The following is a 25,865-nucleotide window of genomic DNA, read 5'->3' as shown; positions in this document are numbered from 1 at the left end:
GATCAGCGCCCCTGCCACTTGGGCTCGCGCTTCTCCAGGAACGCCGACACGCCCTCGTTGGCGTCCTCGGAGTTGAGCGCCACGCCCACGGCGAGGTGCTCCATCACCATCAGCGACTGGGTGTCGGCGTCCAGGCTGCGGTCGATCGTCATCTTGGTGAGCCACATCGTGAACGGGCTCTTGTCGGTGAGGTGGGAGATGAACTCCTCGACCGTCTCGTCCAGCTTCTCGATCGGCGCGTGGTCGTTGATCAGGCCGAACTCGGTGGCCTCGATGCCGGAGAGCAGCTTGCCGGTGAGCATCAGCTCCTTGGTCTTGCGGATGCCGATCATGCGCGGCACCCGGTAGATCGGCCCTGCCCCGCCGAACAGCGCACGGCGGATGTGGAAGTCGCCGATCTTGGCGTCGTCCGCGGCGATCGCGAAGTCGCAGGAGATCATGATCTCGAAGCCGCCCGCGGTGACATGGCCCTCAAGGACCGCGACCGACGGCGTCTTCATCGAGTAGAGACGGTCGCACACCTTCGCGGACTTGACCGCGACATCGATGGCGTTCGACTTGCCGACGTACTCCGCCTTCAGGCTGTCGAGGTCGAAGCCCGAGCAGAAGGTGCCGCCACGACCGCGGAACACCAGGACCCGCAGCTCGGGGTCCTCGTCGACCTCGGTGATGATCTCGTCGAGCCGGTCCAGGATCGGCACAGTGACGCAGTTCTTCTTCCACGGGCGATTCAGCCAGACGCGGGCGACATGGCCGTCACGCTCGAACTGGATCTCGTCTTCCACTGCCATCTCTGATCCCTCTCGCTCAAACTGAACTGAATTCATTCCGATTCTGGGGAGCCTCTGATCCACTGTCAACCCTCAGACTGAGATCGGTTCAGTGAGAGGTGGGGGTGTCTGCCGGGCCGGCCGAGATGGCCGAGACGTCAACGAGCACCTTGACCCGCCGGGCGTCGCGCACGTCGTGCAGCCCCTCGACGGCGTCCGCGAGCGGGATGTGGTCGAGCCAGCCGTCCGTCGGGAAGCGGCCGGCCGCCATGTGCTCGATGACCCGCTCGAAGACTCCGTCGGGATACGCCTCCGAGCCGAGCAGGGAGAGTTCGGCCAGGCGCACGACGGAGGCATCGACGGTGACCGCGCCCGAGTAGAGGGCGACCATCACGACCCGCCCCTGTGCGGCGGCGGACCGGATGCAGGCGTCCAGCGCCTCATGCCTGCCCGCACACTCGACGGCGGCATCGACACCCCGGCCCCGGGTGTGCCGCAGCACTTCCGCGGCCACGTCCACCGCGCCGGGATCGAGCACGCGGGCGCCGTGCCGTTCGGCCGCGGCCCTGCGGGACGGCGAGGGCTCCACCACGATCACGTCGTCGACGCCGTTCGCCCGCAGCGCGAACAACACGCCCATGCCGACCGCGCCCGCACCCGTCACCAACGCGCTGCCACCGGCCGGTACACCAGCCCGTTCCACGGCGTTCAGAGCCACGGCCATCGGCTCCACCAAGGCGCCCTGCTCAAGCGAGAGCCCGTCGGGCAGCCGGTGCACGGAACCGGCCGGCACGACCACGTACTCGGCGAGTCCGCCGCCGGGCGAGGTCACCCCGATCGCGGCAAGTGCCGTACACAGATGGGACAGTCCGGCCGTGCACCGCGGACACACACCGCAGGTGCGGATCGGCCGTACGCAGACGCGGTCGCCGGGCGTCGCCCGGTCAGCTCCCTCGCCGCAGGCGACCACCGTCCCGGCGAACTCGTGGCCGAGGGTCTGCGGCAGGGTGGCCCCGGTCAGCGGGTTGGGCGTGTGCGTGGCACGAGGCGTCTCGAAGTACTCGTGCACATCGGTTCCGCAGATCCCCGCGTACGCCACGCGGATCTTCACCTCGCCGGGGCCCGGCTCGGGTTCGGGCATGTCCTCGATCCGCAGATCCTTGGCTCCGTACAGCCTGGCGGCCAGCATCGTTCCTCCTGGGAATCGCTCCTGCACGACACATCGAGCGACGCATCGAGCGATACCGAGACTGCCACCGAACTGAACTGACTTCAATCCATTCTCGTACGAAGGAGCCTCAGCGATCAGGCGGCGGACCCGGAGGAGGCGAGACCGATGAGTTCGGCGACTCGGGCCCGGTGCTGGTCCGCCGTGCCGAACAGCACCTCGCTGCTGCGTGCCCGCCGCACGTACAGGTGGGCGGGGTGCTCCCAGGTGAAGCCGATCCCGCCGTGCAACTGGACGTACTCCGCCGTCGCCAGGCGGAAGGTCTCGGAGCAGACCGCGGCAGCGGCACTGGCGGCCACCGGCAATTGTGGCGATGCGATGGCCACGCAGGCCGTCGCGTACGCGGACGCCGAACGCGCCGCCTCCAGTGCGACCAGCACGTCGGCAAGACGGTGCTTGACGGCCTGGAAGGACCCGATGGGGCGCCCGAACTGACGTCGCTGTGCCACGAATTCGACCGTCGCGTCCAAGGCGTGGCCGCTGCCGCCCACCTGCTCGGCGGCGAGCGCCGCCCGCCCCGCGTCGAGCGCCGCCGCCACCTCGCCCGACTCCCCCACGGGCGTGGCGGGCACGCCGTGGAACTCCACCCGTGCCTGGCGGCGCGTCTCGTCCAGGACGCGGTGCGGGGTGCGCACGCAGGTGTCGGGGGTGGGTTCGCAGGCGAACAGCCGCAGACCGTCGGCGGTTCGGGCCCGTACGAGGATCAGGTCCGCACCGGCGCCGTCGAGCACGAAGTCCCCCGACCCGAGCAGCACCGGGCCCCCGGCGCCGGGCTCAGCGCTGATGCCGGGCTCGTCGTCGTGGAGCCCCGCCACGGTGGCGGTGAGCGTTCCGTCGGCGATCCGCGGCAGGTAGCGTTCGCACGCCCGCCGGTCGCCGCTGCCCAGCAGGGCATGCGCGGCGAGGACCACGGTCGGAAGGAGCGGGGCGCAGTACAGCGCCCGCCCGGACTCCTCAAGGGCCACGGCGAGTTCGGCGAAGGTGAAGCCGGAGCCTCCGTACTCCTCGGGAATCGCGAGGCCGTGGACACCGATCTCGCCCGCGAGCCGCGCCCATACGGCCTCGTCGTATCCGCGTGGGGTGGCCAGGTGCTTGCGGACGTCCTCGGGTCCGCTCGCTTCGGTGAAGAAGTCCCGTAGGACGGTGCGCAGTTCCCGCTGTTCATCGGTTTCGGACAGCAGTTGGGGATCGATCTCGGGGTGACGGCGGTGCATGGGGTCTCCAACGTAGGACGCAGGCAGGGCTCAGGGGGCCGGCCGGTGGGGCGCCAATGACGCGGCGGCTGTCTCCGCCGCCGTCAGTCCGAAGACGAGGGCCGAGGCGAGGCCGCCCGCGTAGGCGCGGTGCCACAGGCCGCCGGTGTCCGAACCTGCGGCGAGGAGCCCTGGGAGAGGCCGGGCGTCCTCGCTCAGGACGCGGGCCCTGTCGTCGATGCGCACGCCGTGGAAGGGGAACGTGATGGCCGGTGTCGTCTCGATGACGTAGTACGGCGGCTCGTCGAGCGGCAGGCGGTCCAGCTTCCGGCCAGGATCCGGCTCCACCCCTGCCGCGGCCTGCGCGTTGAACAGCTTGACGGTGTCGCGTACGGCCTCGCCCTCGTAACCCCACTCTTCGGGCAGGCAGGCCAGCTCGTCGAGGTCTTCGGCCAGTCCGACACGTCCACCGCGCTTGTCGGCGAGGGCGTACTTGTCGACGGCTACGGCGCCTTCCACGTACGAGCCGACGATCCAGTCCCGGAACACCCGGGCATCGGCGATGAGGAGGCCGCGGCTCTCGGGCTCGTCGAGGAGGGCCATGGCGGTGAGATGGTCGCCCAGCGTCTCGTCGACGAACCGCTCGCCCCGCAGATTGAGCAGCAGGGCGTGCTCGCTGTAGTACAGCGACATGTCGACGAAGTCCGCCGGGTCGGCGAAGGGGATGCCGCTGGGGATGAGGTGTCCGTAGAAGCCCGCGTCGTCGGGGCCGGTGGCCGCGCCGACTCCGGTGGCGAGGCGGTAGCCGCCGCCTCGGCTGTGGGTGTGGGAGCGCAGCTGCATACGGTCGGCATGCGGGTGCACATGGGCGGTGCGCAGGCCGATGTCGCCCTGGAAGCCTCCTGTGGCGACGAGGGTGCTCGTGGCGCGTACACGTCGGCGTACGCCGTCGGCAGGCCGGACGTCGGCGCCGACCACGGCGCCCTCCTCGACCACGAGCCGCTCGGTCTCTGTCTCGAGGAGCAGCTCGCCGCCGCCTTTCAGGATCAGTCGGCGGCAGGTGTCGACGTAGTGGTTGGTGTCGAACCGGTGGCCGCGGCCGAAGCTGAGAACGGGCTGGGCATCCTTGGCCTCCACGCCCAGGGACCGGATCCAGGAGATGCCGTCCGCGAACCGGTCCACCAGGGCGTCTTTGAGTACGCGTTCTCCCCGTGGATTGTGCCGGTCCATGGTCTGGCGGTCGGGCGCGGTCCACGCGTACCCCGCGTATCGCGCGGAGCCGCCCACGTCCGGGGCGACCTCGACGACCACGACGGTGAGGCCGTCACGGACCGCTCGGGCGGCGGCCGTAAGACCGGCCATGCCCGCGCCGATGACAAGCAGGTCAACGCCTTCTTGGCACATGGAATCCTCTCCTCGATCCAGAGATCGGTTGTCCGCCTCAGCCCTGTGCGGCGACCACGGGCGCATCCTCTTCGCCGTCGAAGTAGGCCTGCTCGGCGTGGGCGAGGAACACGGCGTCGGTGGGCTCGCCACGGGTGGCGATGCGGCCGTCGTGCAGCACGACCACTTCGTGCGATGCGGACGCGGCCCGGCCGAGCGACTGTTCGAGGAGTACGACGGTCATGCCTTCGCGGGCGAGTCTGCCGAGGCGGGCGTACACCTCGTCGACCATCGCCGGGGAGAGCCCGAGCGTGGGCTCGTCGACGATCAGGAGTTCGGGTCCTGCCATCAGGGCCCGGGCGATCGCCAGGATCTGCTGTTCACCGCCGGAGAGCCCGGCGGCGGGTACGCCCATCCGCTCGCGCAGCCGAGGTGGCAGCCACTCGCTCGTCTCCGCGAGTCGCGTGCGCAGGTCCGCGCCCTTGAGGCCCGCGGCGTACGCGGCGACCTCCAGGTTCTCCCGCAGGGAGAGCGTCTTGAACAGTGCACGGCCCTCCGGCACCAGTGCGCTGCGCAGATCGCCGTCGACCTCGCGCCGGCCGTGGGTCGGCGCGAGTGTGCCGTGCAGGATGCGGCCCAGCGTGCTCTTGCCCGCGCCGTTGGCTCCGACGACACCGACGACGCTGCCCTGCTCGACGGCGAGGTCGATCCCGCGCAGGGCGGTGATCCCGCCGTAGGCGTGGTCCACGCCGGTGAGGCGGACAGCGACGCGTTCGGTGCCCTGCCGCGGCGGGGGCTCGCTCCGGGCGCCGCCCTCGCCCAAGTAGGAGGACCGCACCCGGGGATCGTCAAGGATCTTGCCGGGTTCGCCCTCGCCGATCGGCCTGCCGAAGTCGAAGGCGACCACGCGGTGGGCGACGGCGAACAGGTCGTCGAGAACGTGGTCGATGATCACGACGGCGGTGCCGCGCTGCTGCTGTCGTACGATCTGCCGCGCGAGCAGCGTGCGTTCGGTGGCGTCGAGGCCGCCGAACGGTTCGTCCAGGATGAGCAGTTCGGGCTCCTCGGCGAGTGCCCTTGCCAGGTCGAGGCGCTTGTGGAGGCCGAAGGGCAGTTCGGCGGGGTAGCGGTCCGCGACATGGGCGAGGCCGATGTCGTCGAGGAGTTCTACGGCTCTGGCGCGGTGCTGCGGCGTGCTGCGGCGCCGGGTGCAGAGCACGTTCTCCAGGACTGTCAGTTCGGGGAACGTCTCGGCGTGCTGGAACGTGCGCCCGATGCCGATTCTTCGGCGCGCTGTGGCGCGGGCCTTCAGCAGGGGCTTGCCGTGAAAGCTGGCGCCGCCTGCCACTCGTCCGCCTCCGACGAGCCCCGACAGGACGTTCAGGAGCGTCGTCTTTCCGGCGCCGTTGGGGCCGATGATCGCGAGGGTCTCGCCCGCCCGTACGGTCAGGGACGCCCCTTCGAGCGCCTTGAGACCGCCGAAGGTGACCGCCACCTCGTCAAGTCTCAGTATCTCGGGGGCGGTTGTCCCGGGCGGGGGCGCCGGTCGCGCGGGCTCATCGGGCAGTTCCGCGGCGGCCGTGGCCTGCGGCGCGGGCCGTCGCAGCAGTCGGCGAGCCATGCGTGCGAGGAACAGCACCACTCCGCCGGGCAGGAACAGCAGTGTGGCGATGAGTACGACGCCCTGAAGGATGGGCTGTGGCACTCCCGCGCTCTCGGCGGCCGTAGGCGCCCAGGTCAGGTACGCGCCGCCGACGACCGCCCCAAGGAGGGTTCCTGCGCCGCCGAGGACGCATGCGGCGATCAGCGAGATCGCCAGTGCCAGCGAGAACGGGTCGGGGCTGACGAATCCGACGACCAGGGCAAGGAGTACCCCCGCCAGGGCCGCGAACGCGGCGCTGACCGCGAAGGCGAGCGCCGACTGGAGCTCCGGCGCGATGCCGATCGAACGTGCCGCCATCGGGTGGGACTTGGCGGCGACCAGTCGCATGCGCAGGGCGGTCGGCCGCGCGAGGGTGCCCACGGCGAGCGCGACCCCGGCCGCACCCACGGCGATGTACTGCGCCTGTGTACCTGCGCCGGCCAGCGTGCCGAGCCCCAGGGCACTGTGCAGTCCCTCCACCGGCAGGCCCTGGTCCCCGCCGGTCACGCTGATCCACTGGCCCATCACCTCCATCGCCACCATGGTGAACGCGAGGGTGAGCAGAGCCACGTACAGCATGGAGAACCGGGCCCCCGCGCTCCCCAGGAACGCCCCGAAGGCGGCGCTGCAGCCGAGCGCCCCGAGCAGCACGAGCTCGACCGACCAGCCGTGCCCGCTGCCGTACGCCGCGAAGTAGGCGCCCAGGGCGAAGAACGCGGGGTGGGCGATCGACCAGATGCCGGACCAGCCCGCGAGCAGGCCGACCGAGAGGACGAGGACGGTGTAGACGGCCGCGAGCCCCACGGAGTAGGCCTGGTACGGCGGCACGGCCCCGGAGCTCAGCAGGGCGATGAGCGCGGCCGCGGCCAGCGGCCCGAGCATCGCCTTGCCGAGGTGGGAACGAGTGACGAAAGGCATGGACCGCTCCTTCAGACCCGCTGGAACGTGCGCACGCCGAACAGCCCCTGAGGGCGGATCAGCAGCACGAGGATGGTGAACGTGAACACGAAGGTGTCCCGGTAACCGGCCGAGACGTAGCTCGCGGCCAGGTTGTCGAGGACACCGACCGTCAGGCCGCCGATGACGGCGCCGTACATGCTGGTCAGACCGCCGAGGAAGATTCCCGCGAAGGCGCGGAACAGCGGTGCGCTGAGCACGGTGGGTATGAGCCCCGCCCGGGGCGCGTAGAGGACCGCGGCGAGCACCGCGAGGCCGAGTCCGAGCGCCCAGGCGATCCGCGCGATGCGCTGCGAGCCGAGGCCGAGGATCTGCGCGGTGTCGGCGGACTCGGCGACGGCGCGCATCGCGGAGCCGATGGTGGTGCGTCCGAAGAGATACGCCACAAGGGCCATCGCGACCGCCGCGACGGCGATGGTCAGCAGACTCTGCTTGGGTATCGCCGAGCCGCCGAACGAGACGGATCCCTCCACCAGGCTCGGGAAGAGCCGTGGCTGGTCGTCCCAGATCGTGCTGATGACGCTCTCCGCGATGAGCGAGACGCCCATGGTCATGACGAGCGCGGAGAGCAACTCCCCCTGTGCGAGGGGCCTGATCACCGTTTCCCGGACGGCAAGGCCGACCGCGATGCTCACCGCCATCGCGGCTACTGCGGCGAGGACGAGTGGCAGTCCGCGGTCGTACAGCGTGAGCGCGCCGTACAGTCCGACGGTCGCCAGGCTCGCGAGGGCGAAGTTGACCACGTCCGTGGCCCGATAAATGATCACAAGACCGAGGCCCATCAGGCCGTACACCGCACCGCTGGCGAGACCACTCACCAGGACGAGCAGAAACTGATCCACGTCGACCGTCTCCTCGTGCCGGGCGCCCATACGCCCCGCACCTCGGCACCACTTGACACGAACTGAACTCAATTCATGCACGGTAAGCAGCCGTGGGCCGGGCAGGCAAGACCTCTGCACCGGTTGTTTCGCCCACCGGCAACCGGGGTGTCAGCTGGTGAAACGGCCACCGTTGGCCAGGAGTACCGCGCCGACCAGGTTCGCGGCCGCGTCGCTCGCCAGGAACAGGGCGATGTCGGCGATCTCCTCGGGCGTCGCGTACGGGCGTACGCGCGGGTCGGCGAATCCGCTGCGCAGTTCGGGCGGCGTCCGCGCCGCCATGCCGGTCTCCGTCGGTCCTGGTGCCACCACGTTCACCCGGATCCCCGAGGCGATGACCTCCTTGGCGACGGCCTGACTCAGGGCGTGCACGCCCGCCTTGGACGCGGCGTAGTGGGGATAGCCGACGGGGGTGTCGAAGGCGGAGGAGGACCCGATGACGACGATCGCCCCCGCCCCCACCGGCCGCATCGCCCGCACCGCGGCGCGCAGCACATAGAAGGTGCCGTCCAGGTTGATCCGCATGACACGACGCCAGGCCGCGTCCCCAAGCCGGTCCGTCACTTCCGGCTGACGGCCCGCCGCAAGGGCGGCCGCGATCTCACGTTTGGCGTCCGGGTCGTCGACTCCGGCGGCGTGCACCAGCACGTCGAGGCGTCCGTACTGCCGCACGACGTCCTCGACGGCCGCATCGACAGCGGCGGCGTCCGCCACGTCGAGCGGGACCACGCTCGCGGCGCCGATCCCTTCGGCAACGCCCTTGGCGCTGTCGGCGTTCACGTCGGCAAGGACCACGGCTCGCGCCCCCTCTGCGGCCAACTGCCGTGCGACTGCCGCACCCATCCCCGACCCTGCCCCGGTCACCATCGCGACCTTGTCGTCGAACCGGGCCCCGACCGCTCGCCGCGCATCGCTGTGCATGCGGACCTCCTCGCCATAGATTGATACTGAACTGACTTCGTCTCTGTTACCGTGACCGGCGTCGTGTCGGATTGACAAGAGCCTGGACGGTGAACATGAGGGCGGTGCGGCTCACGGCCTGGGGGCGGGAACCCGTGCTCGACGAAGTACCGTGCCCGGAGCCCCGCGAGGGCGAGGTCCTCGTGAAGGTGGAAGCTGCCGGGCTCTGCCATTCGGACGTGCATGTCGTCGACGCGGCAGCGGGCACGCTCCCCTACCGCCCGCCGTTCACCCTCGGGCACGAGGTCGCGGGACATGTCGCTGCCCTCGGGCCCGCTGCCGACGGCACGCGGGTCGGTGACCGCGTCGTGGTCCACGGCCCGTGGGGCTGCGGGTCCTGCGCGCAGTGCGCCGTGGGCCGTGACAACTACTGCGACCGGCGCGGCGGTCTTTCCTGGCACGGAGTCGGTCTTGGCAGGGACGGCGGGATGGCCGAGTACGTACTCGTCCCGTCCGCCCGCCATCTCGTGCCGATCGGCGATCTGCCCGCCGAACAGGCGGCGCCGCTCTCCGATGCGGGCCTGACCTCCTTCCACGCGATCGCCGGACTGCGGCACGCGCTCGGCGAAGGCACCACCGCCGCGGTCATCGGCGTCGGCGGTCTCGGGCACCTGGCGGTCCAGATCCTGCGCGCGACCACCCCGAGTCGTGTTCTCGCGGTCGACATCCGCGACGAGGCACTCGCCCTCGCGGACCGGTCCGGCGCACACCTCGCCACGTTGTTGCGCGAGGACACCGCTCAGGTACTACGGGCGCGGACCGAAGGCCTGGGCGTGGACGCCGTACTCGACTTCGTCGGCACCACGGCCACACTCGAACTCGCCACCCATGTACTGCGCCCGGGCGGCGAACTCGCGGTCGTCGGCAGCGGCGGCGGCCAACTCACCGTGCGCAAGCCGGGCTTCCTCCCCACAGGCTTCCGCCTTTCACTGCCGTTCTGGGGCACACGGCCCGAACTCGCGGAGGTCGTCACCCTGGCCCGCTCAGGAGCGCTCCGAGTAGAGACGGAGCAGCTCCCTTTGTCCTCGGCGCCGAAAGCGCTCGGCCTGCTGAGACAGGGGCAGGTGCGGGGGCGGGCCGTCCTGATTCCCTGAGAGCCGTCCTGATTCCCTGAGATCGGCGTCAGCGATCCGTCAGCCGCAGCGTGATCCGGTCGAACAAGTCCGTCAAAGGCTCGCCGATCTCCTGACCGAACTCGGTGAGCCCGTACGTGACTTGGGGCGGCGTCGTCGGCTCGACCTCTCGCCAGACCAGGCCGTCCTGGACCAGCGCGCGCAGGGTCTGAGCGAGCATCTTCTCGCTGATGCCCCGGATGCTGTCGCGCAGCTCGTAGAACCGAAGGTCGTTGTTCCGCAGGGAGATGAGCACCCAGACGCCCCACCTGCTGGTCACGTGGTCGATCACCCCGCGAGCGGGGCAGTCGGTGTGAAACACGTCATACCGGCTGCCTGCCTCGGCCTGCGTAAGCTGCGCGCCTTCCCTCATGTCCGGAGCTTACCTCTGGGTATGTTCTTACGGAAAGTAAGCCCGGCTCCTAGCGTCAGTTGCCGTAGTGCACAACGGACTAGGAGCTGAACATGATCGTGGTGACCGGGGCTACCGGCAATGTGGGCCGGCCTCTGACGCAGGCCCTGATCGAGGCGGGCGAGCAGGTGACAGCGGTGTCGCGGCGCGCCGTGGCGGTGCCGGACGGCGTCCGGCACGTGACGGCCGACCTGGCCGAACCGGCGTGCCTCACAACCGCGTTGGACGGTGCGAAGGCACTGTTCCTCCTGCTCTCCGGCGACCTGCACGCCCCCGGAGCCAGACCGACCGACCTCATCGACCTGGCCGCGGCAAGCGGGGTCCGCCGGGTCGTCCTGCTGTCCTCGCTTGGCGTGGCGACCAGGCCGCTCGGCCCGACGAGGGTCGCGATGCGCGCGATGGAGGACGCGTTGCGGGAGTCCGGCCTCGACTGGGCCGTCCTGCGACCGGGCGGCTTCGCCTCCAACGCCCTGGCATGGGCTGAGCCCGTCCGCACACAAGGGACGGTCGCCGCACCCTTCGGCGACGTAGGAGTGCCGGTCATCGACCCGGCCGACATCGCCGAGGTCGCGGCGGCCTGCTTGCTGGACGACCGGCACACGGGCGGAGTGTACGAGCTGACCGGGCCTGAGGTGATCACGCCGCGTCAGCAGGCAGCGGCGATCGCCGCCGCGCTCGGCTCGCCGGTACGGTTCCACGAACTCACCCGCGACGAGGCCAAGGCCGAAATGACCCGGCACGTGCCCGCGGAACTCGCCGACGACACCCTGGACATCATCGGCGCCCCGAACCCGGCCGAACTGCGGATCAGCCCGGACGTGGAACAAGTCCTCGGCCGCGCCCCGCACCCCTTCGACGCCTGGGTCGCCCGCAACATCTCCGTCTTCCGCTGAGCCACAACTCAACTGAAGCGTCCGGAAAGCCTCGTGCGGCTGTGGCCGCACGAGGCACCCACCTCCGCGGTGCCGACGTCGCCGGGGCACCGTCATGACCGGTCTCCGGATCCGAACCGGGTCAGTACCCGCTCTGCCTGATCCATCATCTCCCGGACGATGGCCTCGGCGGGCTTGATGTCGTGGACGAGGCCGACGCCCTGCCCCATCAGCCACGGCATCTCCTCCCAGTCCCCCTCGGTCCCCGGCATCGGCGGCAGCACATTGAACTTGCGCAGCACGGTCTCCTCCCCCTGGAAGACCGTGGTGCCGATCTGGTCGAGTGCGTCACGGTCCTTCGGTACTTGGTCGAGCCGCTCGTTCCACTCGGACACCACGCGATTGCGCTGTACCCGCATCGGATTGAAGTCCGGCCACTCAGGGCCGAAGATCGCTGAACGGACCGAGTCCTCCCCCAGGGCCGAGATCAGCCGACGGTGGTGCTCGGGATGGACCTGCGCCTCCCGCGACGCGACAAGGCGCGTTCCCACCCATACGCCGTCGGCGCCCAGGCACAGGGCCGCGGCGCTCTGGCGTCCGTCGGTGATCCCGCCCGCGGCGAGTACCAGCGCGCGGTCACCCACGGCGTCCACGACGGAGGGGACGCCGACCATGGTGGGCAGGCCGCCGTAGTTGTGGCCACCGGCCTCCCAGCCCTGGGCGACGACGACCTCCACGCCGTCGTCGACGGCGAGCCGGGCCTCCTCGGCGGAACCGACCTGCTCCCACACCGACACCCCGGCCTCACGCAGCTGCTTGAGCTCGTCGCCGGGCGGGTGCCCCCAGTGGTAGGAGACGATCGGCACCCGCTCGTCGGCGCAGACCCGGACATGCTCGGAGTTGTCGAAGTACGAGATCAGGTTGATGCCGAACGGCGCACTCCCCACGCCGTCGCGGACCTCATGGATGATCTGCCGGAGCCGCTCCGCGGGCATGAGCGCGGCGCCCACCGCGCCGACACCACCCGCCCGGGTGACGGCCACCGCCAGATCTGATGTTCCGCCCGCGAAGGCCATTCCGGCACAGGCGAACGGGTACGGAACGGCGAACTTCTCGGTGAACCTGGTGGACAGCACGCTCATGACGGCTTCCTCCTGGAGCTCGTGAGACACGGGCCCTTCCCACGCCCGTTCCGCAGGTTCCCACCGGACGACAGTACGAGGCCAGCGTCCGGTGCGGATGGGCGCGAACCGTATCGTCGGCCTCCTTGTGCTCTACCTCTGGCGCCGTACGTACAGGCGGTTGCCCTTCGGGCCCGTCCACTCCAGGCGGACGACACCCGCTACCGCGGCATCATCGGCGCGGGAGGGGTCGGCCCAGTGGCCGAAGGCCGGGTTGCGGAAGAAGGTCGCCCACAGGTCGCCGTCGCGGTCCTTGAAGAAGTTGTTGTGCCCGGCGCCGACTCCCGCGGTCCAGCGCTCGGAGTACGGGCCTTCGAAATGGTCCGCCACGGCGACGATCGCGTCGTACTGGTACTGCGTCCGTCCTGCGCCCCCGACGTCGTAGGCGTAGCGCGTGCTGCCGTCGGCGTTGACCGACGTGCGGTCCCATGCGGCGTGCACCAGGTAGTACTTGCCGCCGTGCTTGAAGACGTAGGCGCCCTCCAGGTACGGCTCGGGCGTGTACGGGGTCTGCTTGAACGCCGGGAGGTTCGTCGTCGGAACGATGTCCTCCATGTCCCCGCGGAACTTGGCGTAGACGTGATTGTGCAGCACCAGCCATGCGTCGGAGCCCTCCGAGTACAGGCTGCCGTCGATGTGGTGGTACGCGCCGGGCTTGATGAACGACGGCCCGCCGATGAACGAGTCACCGAAGGGCTTTTCGAGATTGCCCTCGACGAGGCGGTACGGGCCCGCGACCCCGCCCTCGCTCACCAGCATGAACGAGCCGACCTTCTGGGAGTGGTCGCCCATGCACGCGACGAGGTACCACTTGCCACGGAAGTAGTGCAGTTCGGGCGCCCACGCCTGGCCGCGCTTGCCGAACTCGTCGTCGTACCAGTACTCCTGCCACGGGGCGACGACCGTGCGGCCGGGGCGGTTCTCCCCGACGAACTCGGGCGACCACACCTTGCCGCGCTCCGCGCCGGGCCGAATGCCTTTGGTGTCGGCAAGCCGCCACGGGCCGTGCAGGGACGGCGCCGTCCATACGAAGAGGCCGTCGTTCCAGGGTCCTGCCGCAGTGAGGCCGGGCACGCGGGTGGTGCCGGTGGCGACGTAGAGCGGACGGCCGTTGACGACGAAGCAGTTGACGTAGGTGTCGCGCATCCAGACGCGGCCGAGATCCTTGTCGCGGGGACGGAGCTGGAGGGGCAGGACGAAGGAGTTGTCCTCGCGCGGCCACAGGTCCTCGCGGGCGTCCGCGACACCGTACGGCCTGGGGTCGGGCCAGTTCGACGGGTGATGCTTGTGATGCTTCGCCGCCGCGGCTTCGGCGGGCAGTGCGGCCTCCGCGGGCAGTGCGGCTTCACCGGGCAGCGCCTGGGCAGTGGCCGAGGGCAGTGCGGCCACGCCCACGGTGCCTGCGATGCCGGCCAGCATGGACCGTCGGCCGAAGTTCGTTCCGTTCTCGGATCTGGTCATCAGTAGCGAATCCTTTGTCGTCTGTCGTCGAGGACACCGGTGCTGTCGGAAAATCAGTGGGGGCGTGCGGCGCTGCCCTCCGCGTGCGCTTCGAGGCCGCCGGTCTCGAACGCGGAGAGGGTCGTGTCGTAGTCCGTCTCCACGTCGTACATCGGCGTCATCCAGTGGTAGAAGTTGTCGCCGCGCTCGCGGAGCAGGTCGTACAGCTGCCGGGTCAGTGCCGTGCGTATGCCCAGCATTTCGGGGTGGTCATGGCGGTTGTGCAGCTCGTCGGGGTCGGCATCGAGGTCGTACAGCTCGTTGCGGGACTCCGGGTTGATCACCAGCTTGTGGCTTCTGGTGCGCAGCATCCGCTGCGGGTAGGGGAAGTGGTGGCCGTGGAACTCGGCGAGGTGGTGCTCGTCCCACTGCGGGTGCTCGCCGCGTACGAGGGGCAGCAGGCTGCGGCTGTCCACGGCCGGCTCGGTCTTGCTGCCCGCCAAGTCGAGGATGGTGGCGGTGCAGTCGGTGAGGGAGACGAACTCCTCGCGGACCTGGCCCTGCGGGGCGCCTGGGACCTTCAACAGCCCGGGGATGCGGTAGATGTCCTCGTACATCGCGGGGCCCTTGTCGTGCAGCCGGTGGGCGCCGGTGAACTCGCCGTGGTCGGCGGTGAAGAAGACCGCCGTCCTGTCGTCCAGGCCCAACTCCCGCATGGCGTCGAGGATGCGGCCGATCTGCTCGTCGATGAGCGTGACGTAGCCCCAGTAGACGGCGATCAGCTTCCGCGACTCCTCAAGGGTCATGGTGTCGAAGGCCCACAGCTTGCTGTAGTTCTGCTGGACTGCCGGTTTCGCCGCGAAGGTCTCGCTCACTGAAGCGGGCAGTTCGACCAGATCGGGGTCGTACATGTCGTAGTACGCGTCCGGGAGGATGTACGGCAGGTGCGGGCCGAAGAAGTGGGTGGCCAGGAAGAACGGCGCGCCACCGCCGTCGTCCTCCTGTGCGGCGAAGCGGCGGAGCATCTCGATGGTGCGCGTGGCCAGGTAGTACTCGAAGGTGGCTTCGACCGGCTGGTGGAGGCGCGCGGCGAGGAGGTTTCCGGGGCTGCCGTTGGGTGTGGTGCCCCGCACCGGGTCGGTGATGCGGTACGGGGGCAGGCCGTTCTCCGCCAGGTGGGCGAGGTAGTCGGGGTGGTCCACGGGGTTGTGCCAGCCGACCAGGTCGGGGCCCTCGAAGCCGTAGTCGGCGGCGTTGCGGCGTACACCGCCGTGCCACTTGCCGAGCAGGCCCAGGTTGTAGCCCTCGGAGCGCAGTTGCTCGGAGAAGGTGAACTGGCCGTCGGAGAGGTCCTCGAGATAACCGACGTTGCGCTCATAGTTGGCGAGCAGCTTGTGCCGGAACGGGGCCGCCCCGGTGAGCAGGCTCGCGCGTGCCGGGGTACAGATCGCGGTGGGGGTGTAGAAGCTGTCGAACCGTGTGCCGTCGGCCGCGAGCCGGTCGAGGTTCGGGGTGTGCGTGTGCGGGTTGCCGTACGCGCCCAGGGTGTCCACCCGGTGTTGGTCGGTCATCAGGAAGAGCATGTTGTGGCGCACGGAGGGCCTCTCGGGTCGGTCGGTCCGGCTCGCGCGGCGGCCGGGGCGGGCCGACGCGGTCCTGGGAGCGTGACGCGGCTTCCGGTGCGTGCCCGAAGCTTCCGGTGCGTGCCCGAAGGTGCCGTGCGTGCCCGAAGGTGCCGTGCGTCGCATGCTCCGATCCGGCGACGATTTAAGTCAAGAGTACGGACGTTAATCACACCGAGGTAGCCCACCAAGGCGCATGAGCACCGTTCCGCGCCGCCGACACGTCCTGAGACCGGGAGTGACAAACCTGTTTGCCTGTACGTGACAGCAGGTCAAGCCGGTATCGGTGAAGAGCCTCGTGAGGGGTGTGGCATTCACATGAACAATTTGTTTCGACTCATTGACGAAAATACTCGGCGCTCACATGCTGTCCTGCATGCACGAACACGACGGCCCGCTGACGCGGCTCCGACGCAGCCATGAGCAAGCCGTTCTTGAGCTGCTCCGCAAGCACGGTCCGCTGAGCCGCGCCGAGTTGGGCGACCGCAGCGGGCTGTCCCGAACCACGCTCCACGACATCGTCGCCGGGCTTGTCGGCAGCGGCTCCGTGGTCACGGGCACACCACACGTCGAGGTGCGCAAGCGCGGCCGGCCGGTGGAGAAGCTCAGCCTGAACCCGGCCGCGGGCGAGGTGGTCGGCATCGACTTCGCGCGCCGTGCCGTACACGTCGCGGCGGTCAACTTCGCCCATGAGGTGATCGGTTCGGCGAGCGAGTCCCATGCCGCGGACCTGTCCTGGCCCGAGCGGATCGACATCGCGGGACGTCTCATCGCCACGTCGGGCACCGCACACCTCGACGCGCTCAGCGCGATCGGCGTAGGCGTGGTCGGACCGATCACCGACCCCGGCAGCGAGAACGCCCGCGCGCAGGGCATCGACGGCCTGCCTGACCTGCTCCGCAAGCAGTTCGGCGTGCCGGTGCTCCTGGACAACAACACCCGGCTCGCGGCGCTCGCCGAAGCCGTGTGGGGCGCGGCGGCGGACAGCAGCGACGTGCTCTACCTGCGGTTGTCACACGGCGTCGGCGGCGGCCTGGTCGTGGGCGGCGCGCTGCACCGCGGCCGCAACGGCCTGTCCGGCGAGTTCGGACACATCACCGTGGACCCGGCGGGCAGACCGTGCGAATGCGGCGGGATCGGCTGTCTGGAGACCCGCGCCTCGCTCGACGCGGTCCTGAACCGCTACCGCGAAGCCGGTGGCCGGGCCGACGACCTCGCCGGACTCCTCGACGCGGCCGCCGTCGGCGAACCGTACGCCCTGAACGTCCTCGAACGCGTCGGCAGCGACGTAGGCGGGGTACTTGCCGCCGTCTGTCATGCCGTCGGACCAGGCGTCATCGTCATCGGCGGCGAACTGGCGGAGGCAGGCCCCGCCCTCCTCGAGCCGGTCGAACGGGCCCTGCGGCAGCAGCTGATGCCGCTGGTCCGCCAGCTCGTGGACGTACGGCGCGCGACGCTCGGCGATGCCGGGAGCGCGCTCGGCGGCATCGCCCTCGTTCTCCATGAATCCCCCTTGCTCTCCCATTACCCGCAGCCCGTCTCCGAGGAGAACGCGTGAAGCCACCAGCGAGGAACCCATGGCTGTGATCACTCCCGTCGACAAGACGGCCGCCGGGGGGCGTAAGCAGCAGCCGCGCCGCTCCCGGCACCGGCCCCTGCTCCTCAACGCCGTCGCGGTGGCGGCGGGCATCGCCGTATGGGGCGTCGTGGCCGCCCTGGGCCTCGTCGAGAACCTGCCCACGCCTTCTGCGGTGGCGCAGAAGGCCGGCACCATGATCTCCGACGGCACCCTGGCGTCCGATACGTTGGCCAGCCTGCGCCGGGTCTTCCTCGGCTACGCCATCGGCGTGGCCGTGGCCGTGCCGGTCGGCTTCCTCATGGGCTGGTATCCCACCGTGCGCGCCCTGGTCGAGCCGTACATCCAGTTCTTCCGCACCATCCCGCCGCTCGCGCTCATTCCGCTGGCGGTCGTGCTTCTCGGGATCGGTGAGGTGCCGAAGATCGCCGTGATCTTCCTGGCCTCGTTCATGGCCTGCGTCCTCTCCTCCTTCCAGGGTGTCATCGACGTCGACAGGACACTGATCAACGCGGCCCGGGTGCTCGGCGCCTCCGACCGCACGATCTTCGCCAAGGTGGTCGTCCCCGCCTCCACCCCGTTCATCCTCGTCGGCATGCGGATCGGCCTCGGGGCGTCCTGGGCCACCGTGGTCGCCGCCGAACTCATCGGCGCCCAGGAGGGGTTGGGCTACCGGATGCAGAAGGCGTCCACCTGGTTCGAAATGGACACGATCTTCGTGTCCCTGATCACGATCGGCGTGCTCGGGCTCATCATGGACCGGCTGCTGCTGCTGGCCGAGCGACGCCTCACCGGCTGGCAGGAGCGACGATGAACAGCAAGATCAGTTTCCGCGACGTGGTGAAGACCTTCCCGCTCAAGGACGCGACCTTCACCGCTCTCGGCGGGGTGAGCCTGGACATCGCGGACCAGGAGTTCGTCACCGTCGTAGGACCGTCCGGCTGCGGCAAGTCCACCCTGATGAGCATGGCCGCAGGCTTGCAGGAGCCGGACTCGGGCAGCGTCCTGGTCGACGGCACGCCGGTGTCGGGGCCGGGCCCCGACCGTGGAGTCATCTTCCAGCAGTACGCCCTCTTCCCCTGGCTGACCGTGCGGCAGAACGTGGAGTTCGGGCTCAAGCTCGCCTCCGTACCCGCCGTGGAACGGCGCCGGCGCACCGATCAGGCCATCAGCCTCGTCGGCCTGAGCGACTTCGCCGACGCCCTGCCCAAGACGCTCTCCGGCGGGATGAAACAGCGCTGCGCCATCGCCCGTGCGTACGCGGTCGACCCCCAAGTGCTCCTGATGGACGAGCCGTTCGGTGCACTCGACGCCCTGACCCGGGTGCAGCTGCAGGACCAGCTGCTCGAGACCTGGAGCCAGGAGAAGCGCACCGTCCTCTTCATCACCCACGACGTGGACGAGGCCGTCTACCTCGCGAGCCGGGTCGTCGTCATGGCCGCCAAGCCCGGCCGCGTCCACCGCGTCATCGACGTGGATCTGCCCTACCCCCGCACCGAGGAGATCCGGCTCTCGCCCGAGTTCCGGCGCATCCGCAACGAGGTGTGGACCTCCGTGTACCACCAGGAAGCCCCGCCTCAGGCCGCCGCCTGACCCCACCGTCCCCGGCACTTCGTACAACCAACCCCGCGCACCACCCCGAGAGGACATTCCGCATGCCCAGAAGGTCGGTCAGGCACGCCGTCACGGCGCTGCCCGTCGCGTTCATGCTCTCGCTCTCCGTCAGCGCCTGCTCCAACAGCGCTTCCGAGAACAACAACACGGTCCGGTTCGGCTACATCGGCGACTACAACGGTGCCAGCCTCCTCGCGATCGCCGAGAAGCAGGGGATGTGGAAGAAGGCGGGCCTGACCGCACAGGTGAAGTCGTTCAACAACGGTCCCGTGCAGGTCCAGGCACTCAGCGCCGGCAACCTCGACTACGGCTACATCGGCCCCGGCGCGATGTGGCTGCCCGCATCCGGCAAGGCCAAGGTCGTCGCCGTCAACACCCTCACGTACGCCGACCGGGTCATCGGGCAGCCCGGCGTGAAGTCCATGAAGGACCTCAAGGGCAAGCGGGTCGGCGTACCCGAGGGCACCTCCGGCGACATGGTCCTCAACATCGCCCTGGCGAAGGCCGGGATGACGACGAAGGACGTCGAGAAGGTCAACATGGATCCGTCCACGATCGTCTCCGCCTTCTCGTCCGGAAAGATCGACGGTGCGGGCTTCTTCTACCCCGCCATCGACACCATCAAGAAGAAGGTTCCGGGCCTCGAGGAGATAGCCAGCACCAAGGACACCGGGGATTCCTTCCCCACCGCGTTCGTCGCCGGCACCAAGGTGCCCGAAGGGAAGAACAGCAAGGTGATCAAGGTGCTGCAGCAGGCCAACGACTGGCGTAAGCAGCACCCCGAGGAGACCGTCACGCTCACCGCCAAGATGCTCCAGGTCACCGAGGCCCAGGCCAAGGCCGACGCCTCTCACGTCCAGACCCTCTCCACCGAGGACCTGGCCGCGAAGACCAAGAGCGGCGAGGTGGACAAGTGGCTGAAGACGCTGGGCGACTTCTTCGTCCGCAACAAGCAGCTGGACGAGAACCCGGACCCCTCCGAGTACTACACGGGCGATCTCTACACGAACGCGTACAGCAAGTAGCCCTGGACCACGTGGAGCACGGGCCGGAAATGAGCCTCCCCATGAAGAGCTGCTGCGCCCCCTCCGGCCCGAAGCCGCAGGCACGCGATCTCCCCGACACGCCCGAAGGAGCTGTTCGTTCCGGCACGGCTGCGTGCCGCCCCGCGCACGCCGCACACGCCGCACACGCCGAGTACGCCGACCGCGTCCCCCTCCCCGGCGGAACCTTCCGCATGGGCGGCGAGGACGCGGACGCGAACCTCGGTGACGGCGAGGGGCCCGTACGCGACGTATCGGTCCCGCCCTTCGCCATGGACGCCTACGCGGTCACCAACGCCCGCTTCGCCGCCTTCGTCGAGCGGACCGGATACGTCACCGAGGCGGAGGAGTTCGGCTGGAGCTACGTGTTCGCGAAGTTCCTGCCGGGCCACCTGCGCAAGGCGTCATCACGCCCGCCGGGAACCCCGTGGTGGTGCGGCGTCCAAGGCGCCGCCTGGAACAGACCGGAAGGGCCGGACAGTCGCCTTGACGGCCGCTGGGACCATCCCGTGATCCACGTGACGTGGCGAGACGCGACCGCCTTCGGCCGGTGGGCCGGAGGACGGTTGCCCACCGAACCGGAGTGGGAGTACGCCGCACGCGGGGGCCTCGACCAGGCCCGCTACCCCTGGGGCGACGAACTCACGCCGGGTGGGGAGCACCGCTGCAACATCTGGCAGGGCACCTTCCCGTTCCGCAACACCGAATCTGATGGCTTCGCGGGCACCGCTCCCGTGCACGCGTTCGCCCCCAACGGGTTCGGCCTCTACAACGTCGCGGGAAATGTCTGGGAGTGGTCCGCCGACCCCTGGCAGGACGGCGATGCCGACCGTCGCGCGATGCGAGGCGGTTCCTACCTCTGCCACGACTCGTACTGCAACCGGTATCGCGTCGCCGCCCGCACCGCGAACACCGTCGACAGTTCCGCGGGCAACCTCGGCTTCCGCATGGCCTGGGACATCGACTGACACCGGGCGGCAACGGATCGACGGGGCCGCGCATCGATGCGGGGCCCCTTCGATCCGTTGCCGATCGGTGTCGACCCGGTCGTAGGGTCAGTTCCCGCCGGCTTCGAACGTGCGCAGCAGGTCGGCGGCGACGCTCACCGCGATGGTCGCGGGTTCCTTGCCGGTGATGTCCGCGAGGCCGATCGGCGTCTTGATCCGATCGATGGTGGCCTCGTCGTGACCGCCCTCGGTGGTGAGGCGTTTGCGGAACCGCACCCACTTGGCCGCCGACCCGATGAGGCCGATGGAGCCGAGATGCGTGGTGCGCAGAGCGGCGTCGCACAGAGCCGCGTCCTCGGCGTGATCATGGGTCATGATCAGGACGTGGGTGCCGCGCGGCAGCTCCGCGAGGACCTCCTCGGGCAACAGCAGCGTGTGATGCACGTGCACCTGCCCCACCGCGTCCGCAAGGACGCCGAGCCGCTCCTCGGCGAGGATGTCGGAGCGCGTGTCGATCAGATGGAGATCGAGGTCCTGACGTGCCAGGATGCGCGCCAGCTCAAGGCCGACGTGCCCGACGCCGAAGATCGCCACCGCCCGTACCACCGACAGCGGTTCGAGCAGCACCGAGACCGTACCGCCGCAGCACTGCACGCCGTGCTGGTTGGTCACCTTCTCGTTCAGAGCGAAGTCCATCAGCTCCGGCTCCGGTTTGGCGGCGGCCATCATCTCCCGGGCCCGATCGATCGCGACGGCCTCGACATTTCCTCCGCCGATCGAGCCCCATGTCTCGCTCTCCCCCACCACGAGTTTCGCACCGGCGTCGCGCGGGGCGTGTCCGCGCACGGTCGCGACGGTCACAAGGACACCGGACTCCCGGCGTGCTCGCAACCGTGCGACCGCGGCGACCCACGTCATGTCAGGCACCGCTCAGCGTTGCCGCATCGGAACGGATCTGACCGCCGGCGGGGTGGCCGCCGACTGCAGAGCCGCCATCGGCCAGCCCGGCGAACTCGGCGAACCCGGTCCGGGACACCTCGTCCCGGCGAGCCGCCTCGATCGCCCAGTACACCGCCTCCGGCGTCGCGGGCGAGGCCAACTCGACGCTGACCCCGCTCGGCCCGAACGCGGCAGCGGCCTGCCGAAGGGCTTCCCGCACCGAGAACGCCAGCATCAGCGGAGGCTCACCCACTGCCTTGGACCCGTACACCGCACCTTCTTCCGTGGCATTTTCAAGAAGCGTTACGTTGAACTCCTCGGGCATCTCCGAAAAGCTGGGGAGCTTGTAGGTGCTCGCGGCCTGAGTGAGGAGACGGCCGCGGTTCGGCCCGTCGCCGGTGTCCCAGCGCATGTCCTCGAGTGTCAGCCACCCCGCGCCCTGCACGAACCCGCCCTCGACCTGACCGATGTCGATCATCGGGGACAGGCTGTCGCCGACGTCGTGCACGATGTCCACCCGCCGGATGCGGTACGCGCCGGTGAAGCCGTCCACCTCGACCTCGGCAGCGGCGGCGCCGATGGCGAAGTACTTGAACGGCGTGCCGCTGAACGACTTCGCGTCCCAGTGCAGACCCTCGGTCCGGTAGAAACCGGCCGCCGACAGCTGAACCCGCTGGAAGTACGCGGTGCGCACCAGGTCGTCCCAGGCCAGCTCCTTGTCGCTGCCGAGGGTGCGGGCGACGCCGTCGACGATGCGCACATCGGCGGGACTCGAACCCAACTGGGTGGCGGCCACCTGCAGCAGCCGCTCGCGCAACTGTTGGCAGGCGTTCTTCACCGCCGCACCGTTGAGGTCGGCTCCGGAACTCGCCGCGGTCGCAGAGGTGTTGGGGACCTTGTCGGTACGCGTGGGGGCGAGGCGCACCTTGTGCAGCGGGATACCCAGCGTGGTCGCGGCCACTTGCAGCATCTTGGTGTGCAGGCCCTGGCCCATCTCGGTGCCGCCGTGGTTGATCAGGACCGAGCCGTCCTTGTAGATCAGCACCAATGCGCCGCCCTGATTGAAGGCGGTGAGGTTGAACGAGATGCCGAACTTCACGCCGGTGATCGCGAGTGCCCGCTTGGTGTGGGGATGCGCGGCGTTGAAGGCCGCGATCTCGCGCTTGCGATCGGCGAGTCCGCCGTTCTCCTTGACCTGCTGCCAGACGGCGGAGATCCGTTCGGGCTGAGCGACGAGCTGTCCGTATGGCGTCACCTGGCCCTGCCGGTAGAAATTGCGCTCCCGCAACTCCATCGGATCCAGGCCGAGCAGCGGCGCGCACCGGCCCATGATGTCCTCGATCACCAGCATGCCCTGGGGCCCGCCGAAGCCGCGGAAGGCGGTGTTGGACGCCTTGTTGGTCTTCGCGATGCGACCGGCGACGCGCGCGTTGGGAATCCAGTAGGTGTTGTCGATGTGGCACAGCGCGCGAGCCACCACCGGCTCGGACAGGTCCAGGCTCCATCCACCGTCCGCGGTCAAGGTGGCGTCCAGGGCCCGGATGCGACCGTCGGCATCGAAGCCGATCTTCCACTGGGCGTGGAACCCGTGGCGCTTGCCGGACATGGTCAGATCCTGCGTCCGGTTGAGCCGTACCCGAACCGGCCTGCCGGTCAGCTTGGCGCCGAGCGCGGCGATGGCCGCGAACCCGTGGGGCTGCATCTCCTTGCCGCCGAAACCGCCCCCCATCCGCAGACACTGCACGGTCACCTCGTGGCTGTGCAGGCCGAGAACGTGCGCGACGATTTCCTGGGTCTCCGAGGGATGCTGAGTGCTGCTCTGGACGAAGACCTGCTCGGCCTCGTCGATGAGGGCCAGCGCCGCGTGTGTCTCCAGATAGAAGTGTTCCTGATCGGAGAACTGGAACTCGCCGGTGAACACCTGCGCGGAGTCCGCGAAGCCGGCCTCCGCGTCGCCGGTCAGCATCATGGGCCGGGCGCCGTGGAAACTGTCGCCCGCGATCGCGTCCTGCAGCGTTACCACGGAGGGCAGTTCGTCGAGTTCCACCTCGACGGCGGCGGCACCGAGCCTGGCCGCCTCCAGGGTCTCGCCGAGCACCCAGGCGACCGCGTGGCCGTAGAACATGACGGTGTCGGGGAACAGCGGTTCGTCGTGCTTCATCCCGGCGTCGTTGACGCCGGGCACATCGGCGACGGTCAGCACGCGGACCACACCCGGCACGGCGAGCGCGCGCTCGGTGCGCAGCGCGGTGATCCTGCCATGGGCCTTCGTGGCCTGGACCGGGTAGGCGTGCAGCACGTCCTTGGTGCGATGGATCAGGTCGTCGGTGTAGAGAGCGGCGCCTGTCACGTGCAGGGCAGCGCTCTCGTGCGGCACGGAGACACCGACGACAGACTTTTCGGGGCGCTCGGACAACTCGCTCATGACGACACCGCCTCGGTGGTTTGGGCGTACAGCTTCAGCAGGCTCTGGCCGAGCATCGCGGAGCGGTAGTCGGCGCTTGCGCGGTGGTCGTTCATGGGCGTGCCCTGGGCCCGCAGCAACTGGGCCGCGGCCTCGACGGTCGGCGCCGTCCACGGCTCGCCCTCAAGGGCCGCCTCGACGGCGAGCGCGCGGACCGGGGTGGCAGCCACGCCGCCCAGGCCGATGCGTGCCTTGCGGACGATCCCGTCCTCGATGTCGAGCGCGAAAGCGACCGCGACACTGGAGATGTCGTCGAAGCGCCGCTTGGCGATCTTGTGGAAGGCGACGACCGGCGACAGCGGCATCGGGATGCGCACGGCGCGGATCAGCTCGCCGGGACGGCGCACGCTCTGCCGGTAGCCGGTGAAGTAGTCGGACAGGGGGATCTCGCGCTCACCGTCGTCGCCGGCGAGCACCACCGACGCCTCAAGGGCGAGCAGTACCGGCGGGCTGTCACCGATCGGGGAGCCGGTACCCAGATTGCCGCCGAGGGTCGCACTGTTGCGGATGAGCCGCGACGCGAACTGCGGGAAAAGGTCCGCCAACAGCGGGATGCGGCCGTCGAGGCGGCGTTCGATCTCCGTGAGCGTCTGCGCCGCCCCGATCTCGATGTGGTCGGATTCGACCCGCAGTTCCCTCAGTTCGGGCAGACGGTCGACGGCGACCACGCAATTCTCGCGCCGGGACCGGATATTCACCTCCACGCCCCAGTCGGTGCTTCCGGCGACCACCACGGCGTCGGGCCGGTCACGCAGCAACCGCAGCACTTCCGCCAGGGTGCTCGGGCGCAGGAACTCCCTGCCGTCCTGGGTGTATTGGGTGGCGACCGGTGCGGGCGCGGCTTGCTCGCGACGCCGCGCCAGGAGGTCCTCGTCGGTGGGTGTTCCGACGGCGAACGCGGCATCGCGGATCGGGCGGTAACCGGTGCAGCGGCAGAGGTTGCCACTCAGCGCGTGCAGATCGAACCCGTTCGGACCGTGCTCGGCGTCGGTGCTTTCGGCCGAGTCGGTGCTGTTGGACGAGTCGGTGCTGTTGGCCGCGTCCGTGTTTTCGCCTGAGTCCGCGTGTGAGTCCGCGTGCGCGCAGCGGTCAGGTCGGTAGTACTCGGCGGCCATGCTGCAGATGAATCCCGGTGTGCAGTATCCGCATTGGGAGCCGCCGCGGACGGCCATCTCCTGCTGCACCGGGTGGAGCGTGGGCGGCGTTCCCGCTTCACCGGCGGAGGCGAGGCCTTCGGAGGTGATGATTTCCTGGCCGTCGAGGGCCGCGGCAGGGACCAGGCAGGCGTTGACGGCCACCCAGTCGGTGGGCTTGTTCACTCCGGGACGGGCCACCAGGACCGAACAGGCGCCGCATTCACCCTCGGCGCAGCCTTCTTTGGTGCCGGTGAGGCCGCGCTCGCGCAGGAAATCCAGTGCCGTGGTGTGGGTAGCGGCCGGTGAGATCGGTGCTTCTTTTCCATTGACCGTGATCCGCGCCGCTACCATGTCAGGCCTTCGTTTCGGTACGCGATCGGTCGCTTCATCATGTTCGCCAATTTCAGGCAGCTTTCTGTGTTCAGAGGCGCCACGGAAGAGGAGTGGGCGCAAAAGGGCACGCGAGAGTTACGTGCCAGAAGATGGTGAAGGT

The 25,865-nt window shown here is 69.5% G+C and carries 21 protein-coding genes; 7 read left to right on the top strand and 14 right to left on the bottom strand.

Features of this window, described 5'->3' with window-relative positions; genetic code table 11:
- Nucleotides 1-2: 2 nt before the first annotated feature.
- From ACWFRJ_RS02925 to ACWFRJ_RS02895, 7 genes are all read right to left on the bottom strand, one after another.
- Complete coding sequence (locus ACWFRJ_RS02925) at nt 3-791, bottom strand: enoyl-CoA hydratase/isomerase family protein (RefSeq protein WP_453524399.1); 789 nt, start codon at nt 789-791, stop codon at nt 3-5.
- Between the two features lie 88 nt (nt 792-879).
- Complete coding sequence (locus tag ACWFRJ_RS02920) at nt 880-1,959, bottom strand: 2,3-butanediol dehydrogenase (RefSeq protein WP_453524398.1); 1,080 nt, start codon at nt 1,957-1,959, stop codon at nt 880-882.
- Nucleotides 1,960-2,075: 116 nt separating this feature from the next.
- Complete coding sequence (locus tag ACWFRJ_RS02915) at nt 2,076-3,212, bottom strand: acyl-CoA dehydrogenase family protein (RefSeq protein WP_453524397.1); 1,137 nt, start codon at nt 3,210-3,212, stop codon at nt 2,076-2,078.
- A gap of 30 nt (nt 3,213-3,242) precedes the next feature.
- A complete protein-coding gene (locus tag ACWFRJ_RS02910; RefSeq protein WP_453524396.1) occupies nt 3,243-4,595 on the bottom strand; it encodes an FAD-dependent oxidoreductase in 1,353 nt (450 codons plus the stop codon).
- Between the two features lie 37 nt (nt 4,596-4,632).
- A complete protein-coding gene (locus ACWFRJ_RS02905) occupies nt 4,633-7,134 on the bottom strand; it encodes an ATP-binding cassette domain-containing protein (protein WP_453524395.1) in 2,502 nt (833 codons plus the stop codon).
- Nucleotides 7,135-7,145: 11 nt separating this feature from the next.
- A complete protein-coding gene (locus ACWFRJ_RS02900) occupies nt 7,146-8,045 on the bottom strand; it encodes a branched-chain amino acid ABC transporter permease (RefSeq protein ID WP_453524394.1) in 900 nt (299 codons plus the stop codon).
- Between the two features lie 120 nt (nt 8,046-8,165).
- The gene (locus tag ACWFRJ_RS02895; protein ID WP_453524393.1) at nt 8,166-8,975 is read right to left on the bottom strand and encodes an SDR family NAD(P)-dependent oxidoreductase; all 810 of its coding nucleotides are present in this window, start codon (nt 8,973-8,975) and stop codon (nt 8,166-8,168) included.
- Between the two features lie 95 nt (nt 8,976-9,070).
- Between ACWFRJ_RS02895 and ACWFRJ_RS02890 the strand changes: the two genes are divergently transcribed.
- Nucleotides 9,071-10,108 (top strand): NAD(P)-dependent alcohol dehydrogenase, encoded by a 1,038-nt coding sequence (locus ACWFRJ_RS02890; protein ID WP_453525054.1) that lies wholly within the window; start codon nt 9,071-9,073, stop codon nt 10,106-10,108.
- A gap of 28 nt (nt 10,109-10,136) precedes the next feature.
- On the opposite strand, the gene ACWFRJ_RS02885 is transcribed toward ACWFRJ_RS02890, so the two are convergent.
- On the bottom strand, nt 10,137-10,499 hold the full coding sequence (locus tag ACWFRJ_RS02885) for a winged helix-turn-helix transcriptional regulator (RefSeq protein ID WP_453524392.1): 363 nt from the start codon (nt 10,497-10,499) through the stop codon (nt 10,137-10,139).
- Between the two features lie 92 nt (nt 10,500-10,591).
- Between ACWFRJ_RS02885 and ACWFRJ_RS02880 the strand changes: the two genes are divergently transcribed.
- Complete coding sequence (locus ACWFRJ_RS02880) at nt 10,592-11,431, top strand: SDR family oxidoreductase (protein WP_453524391.1); 840 nt, start codon at nt 10,592-10,594, stop codon at nt 11,429-11,431.
- Nucleotides 11,432-11,523: 92 nt separating this feature from the next.
- Here ACWFRJ_RS02880 and ACWFRJ_RS02875 read toward each other — a convergent pair whose 3' ends face one another.
- The 3 genes from ACWFRJ_RS02875 to ACWFRJ_RS02865 form a co-directional block, all read right to left on the bottom strand.
- On the bottom strand, nt 11,524-12,552 hold the full coding sequence (locus ACWFRJ_RS02875) for an NAD(P)H-dependent flavin oxidoreductase (RefSeq protein ID WP_453524390.1): 1,029 nt from the start codon (nt 12,550-12,552) through the stop codon (nt 11,524-11,526).
- A gap of 132 nt (nt 12,553-12,684) precedes the next feature.
- The gene (locus tag ACWFRJ_RS02870; RefSeq protein WP_453524389.1) at nt 12,685-14,052 is read right to left on the bottom strand and encodes a family 43 glycosylhydrolase; all 1,368 of its coding nucleotides are present in this window, start codon (nt 14,050-14,052) and stop codon (nt 12,685-12,687) included.
- Between the two features lie 53 nt (nt 14,053-14,105).
- Complete coding sequence (locus tag ACWFRJ_RS02865; protein WP_453525053.1) at nt 14,106-15,614, bottom strand: sulfatase-like hydrolase/transferase; 1,509 nt, start codon at nt 15,612-15,614, stop codon at nt 14,106-14,108.
- A gap of 403 nt (nt 15,615-16,017) precedes the next feature.
- On the opposite strand from ACWFRJ_RS02865, the gene ACWFRJ_RS02860 reads away from it, so the two are divergent.
- The 5 genes from ACWFRJ_RS02860 to ACWFRJ_RS02840 all read left to right on the top strand — a co-directional run bounded on the left by ACWFRJ_RS02860 (nt 16,018) and on the right by ACWFRJ_RS02840 (nt 20,854).
- Nucleotides 16,018-17,211 carry an ROK family protein gene (locus tag ACWFRJ_RS02860; RefSeq protein WP_453524388.1) on the top strand — a complete coding sequence of 398 codons (1,194 nt, stop codon included), beginning with the start codon at nt 16,018-16,020 and terminating at the stop codon, nt 17,209-17,211.
- Nucleotides 17,212-17,230: 19 nt separating this feature from the next.
- Complete coding sequence (locus ACWFRJ_RS02855) at nt 17,231-18,043, top strand: ABC transporter permease (protein ID WP_453524387.1); 813 nt, start codon at nt 17,231-17,233, stop codon at nt 18,041-18,043.
- The gene (locus ACWFRJ_RS02850) at nt 18,040-18,822 is read left to right on the top strand and encodes an ABC transporter ATP-binding protein (protein ID WP_453524386.1); all 783 of its coding nucleotides are present in this window, start codon (nt 18,040-18,042) and stop codon (nt 18,820-18,822) included. The genes ACWFRJ_RS02855 and ACWFRJ_RS02850 overlap by 4 nt, the downstream gene beginning before the upstream one ends.
- A gap of 62 nt (nt 18,823-18,884) precedes the next feature.
- Complete coding sequence (locus tag ACWFRJ_RS02845) at nt 18,885-19,868, top strand: aliphatic sulfonate ABC transporter substrate-binding protein (RefSeq protein WP_453524385.1); 984 nt, start codon at nt 18,885-18,887, stop codon at nt 19,866-19,868.
- A 29-nt stretch (nt 19,869-19,897) separates the two neighbouring features.
- Entirely contained in the window at nt 19,898-20,854 is a 957-nt protein-coding gene (locus ACWFRJ_RS02840; RefSeq protein ID WP_453524384.1) for a formylglycine-generating enzyme family protein, read from the top strand.
- A gap of 87 nt (nt 20,855-20,941) precedes the next feature.
- Here the strand turns inward: ACWFRJ_RS02840 and xdhC are convergent, their stop codons facing one another.
- The 3 genes from xdhC to ACWFRJ_RS02825 are packed head-to-tail and all read right to left on the bottom strand — an operon-like array spanning nt 20,942 to nt 25,723.
- Nucleotides 20,942-21,751 (bottom strand): xanthine dehydrogenase accessory protein XdhC, encoded by an 810-nt coding sequence (xdhC, locus tag ACWFRJ_RS02835; RefSeq protein WP_453524383.1) that lies wholly within the window; start codon nt 21,749-21,751, stop codon nt 20,942-20,944.
- Between the two features lies 1 nt (nt 21,752).
- Nucleotides 21,753-24,197, bottom strand: a complete 2,445-nt coding sequence (gene xdhB, locus ACWFRJ_RS02830; protein ID WP_453524382.1) for a xanthine dehydrogenase molybdopterin binding subunit — start codon at nt 24,195-24,197, stop codon at nt 21,753-21,755.
- The gene (locus ACWFRJ_RS02825; RefSeq protein ID WP_453524381.1) at nt 24,194-25,723 is read right to left on the bottom strand and encodes a xanthine dehydrogenase small subunit; all 1,530 of its coding nucleotides are present in this window, start codon (nt 25,721-25,723) and stop codon (nt 24,194-24,196) included. The genes xdhB and ACWFRJ_RS02825 overlap by 4 nt, the downstream gene beginning before the upstream one ends.
- Between the last annotated feature and the right edge of the window lie 142 nt (nt 25,724-25,865).

This window comes from Streptomyces sp. NPDC055239, from assembly GCF_053606205.1.
Note: the sequence above shows the minus strand (reverse complement) of the source record. Positions and strands in the feature narration are given on the sequence as shown.

Coding starts and splice junctions, on each gene's coding strand:
- ACWFRJ_RS02855 (WP_453524387.1), top strand. CDS start 17,231: ATGGCTGTGATCACTCCCGTCGACAAGACGGCCGCCGGGGGGCGTAAG.
- ACWFRJ_RS02890 (WP_453525054.1), top strand. CDS start 9,071: ATGAGGGCGGTGCGGCTCACGGCCTGGGGGCGGGAACCCGTGCTCGAC.
- ACWFRJ_RS02840 (WP_453524384.1), top strand. CDS start 19,898: ATGAGCCTCCCCATGAAGAGCTGCTGCGCCCCCTCCGGCCCGAAGCCG.
- ACWFRJ_RS02865 (WP_453525053.1), bottom strand. CDS start 15,614: ATGCTCTTCCTGATGACCGACCAACACCGGGTGGACACCCTGGGCGCG.
- ACWFRJ_RS02900 (WP_453524394.1), bottom strand. CDS start 8,045: ATGGGCGCCCGGCACGAGGAGACGGTCGACGTGGATCAGTTTCTGCTC.
- xdhB (WP_453524382.1), bottom strand. CDS start 24,197: ATGAGCGAGTTGTCCGAGCGCCCCGAAAAGTCTGTCGTCGGTGTCTCC.
- ACWFRJ_RS02905 (WP_453524395.1), bottom strand. CDS start 7,134: ATGCCTTTCGTCACTCGTTCCCACCTCGGCAAGGCGATGCTCGGGCCG.
- ACWFRJ_RS02895 (WP_453524393.1), bottom strand. CDS start 8,975: ATGCACAGCGATGCGCGGCGAGCGGTCGGGGCCCGGTTCGACGACAAG.
- xdhC (WP_453524383.1), bottom strand. CDS start 21,751: ATGACGTGGGTCGCCGCGGTCGCACGGTTGCGAGCACGCCGGGAGTCC.
- ACWFRJ_RS02880 (WP_453524391.1), top strand. CDS start 10,592: ATGATCGTGGTGACCGGGGCTACCGGCAATGTGGGCCGGCCTCTGACG.
- ACWFRJ_RS02920 (WP_453524398.1), bottom strand. CDS start 1,959: ATGCTGGCCGCCAGGCTGTACGGAGCCAAGGATCTGCGGATCGAGGAC.
- ACWFRJ_RS02885 (WP_453524392.1), bottom strand. CDS start 10,499: ATGAGGGAAGGCGCGCAGCTTACGCAGGCCGAGGCAGGCAGCCGGTAT.
- ACWFRJ_RS02875 (WP_453524390.1), bottom strand. CDS start 12,552: ATGAGCGTGCTGTCCACCAGGTTCACCGAGAAGTTCGCCGTTCCGTAC.
- ACWFRJ_RS02915 (WP_453524397.1), bottom strand. CDS start 3,212: ATGCACCGCCGTCACCCCGAGATCGATCCCCAACTGCTGTCCGAAACC.
- ACWFRJ_RS02850 (WP_453524386.1), top strand. CDS start 18,040: ATGAACAGCAAGATCAGTTTCCGCGACGTGGTGAAGACCTTCCCGCTC.
- ACWFRJ_RS02925 (WP_453524399.1), bottom strand. CDS start 791: ATGGCAGTGGAAGACGAGATCCAGTTCGAGCGTGACGGCCATGTCGCC.
- ACWFRJ_RS02910 (WP_453524396.1), bottom strand. CDS start 4,595: ATGTGCCAAGAAGGCGTTGACCTGCTTGTCATCGGCGCGGGCATGGCC.
- ACWFRJ_RS02845 (WP_453524385.1), top strand. CDS start 18,885: ATGCCCAGAAGGTCGGTCAGGCACGCCGTCACGGCGCTGCCCGTCGCG.
- ACWFRJ_RS02860 (WP_453524388.1), top strand. CDS start 16,018: ATGCTGTCCTGCATGCACGAACACGACGGCCCGCTGACGCGGCTCCGA.
- ACWFRJ_RS02870 (WP_453524389.1), bottom strand. CDS start 14,052: ATGACCAGATCCGAGAACGGAACGAACTTCGGCCGACGGTCCATGCTG.
- ACWFRJ_RS02825 (WP_453524381.1), bottom strand. CDS start 25,723: ATGGTAGCGGCGCGGATCACGGTCAATGGAAAAGAAGCACCGATCTCA.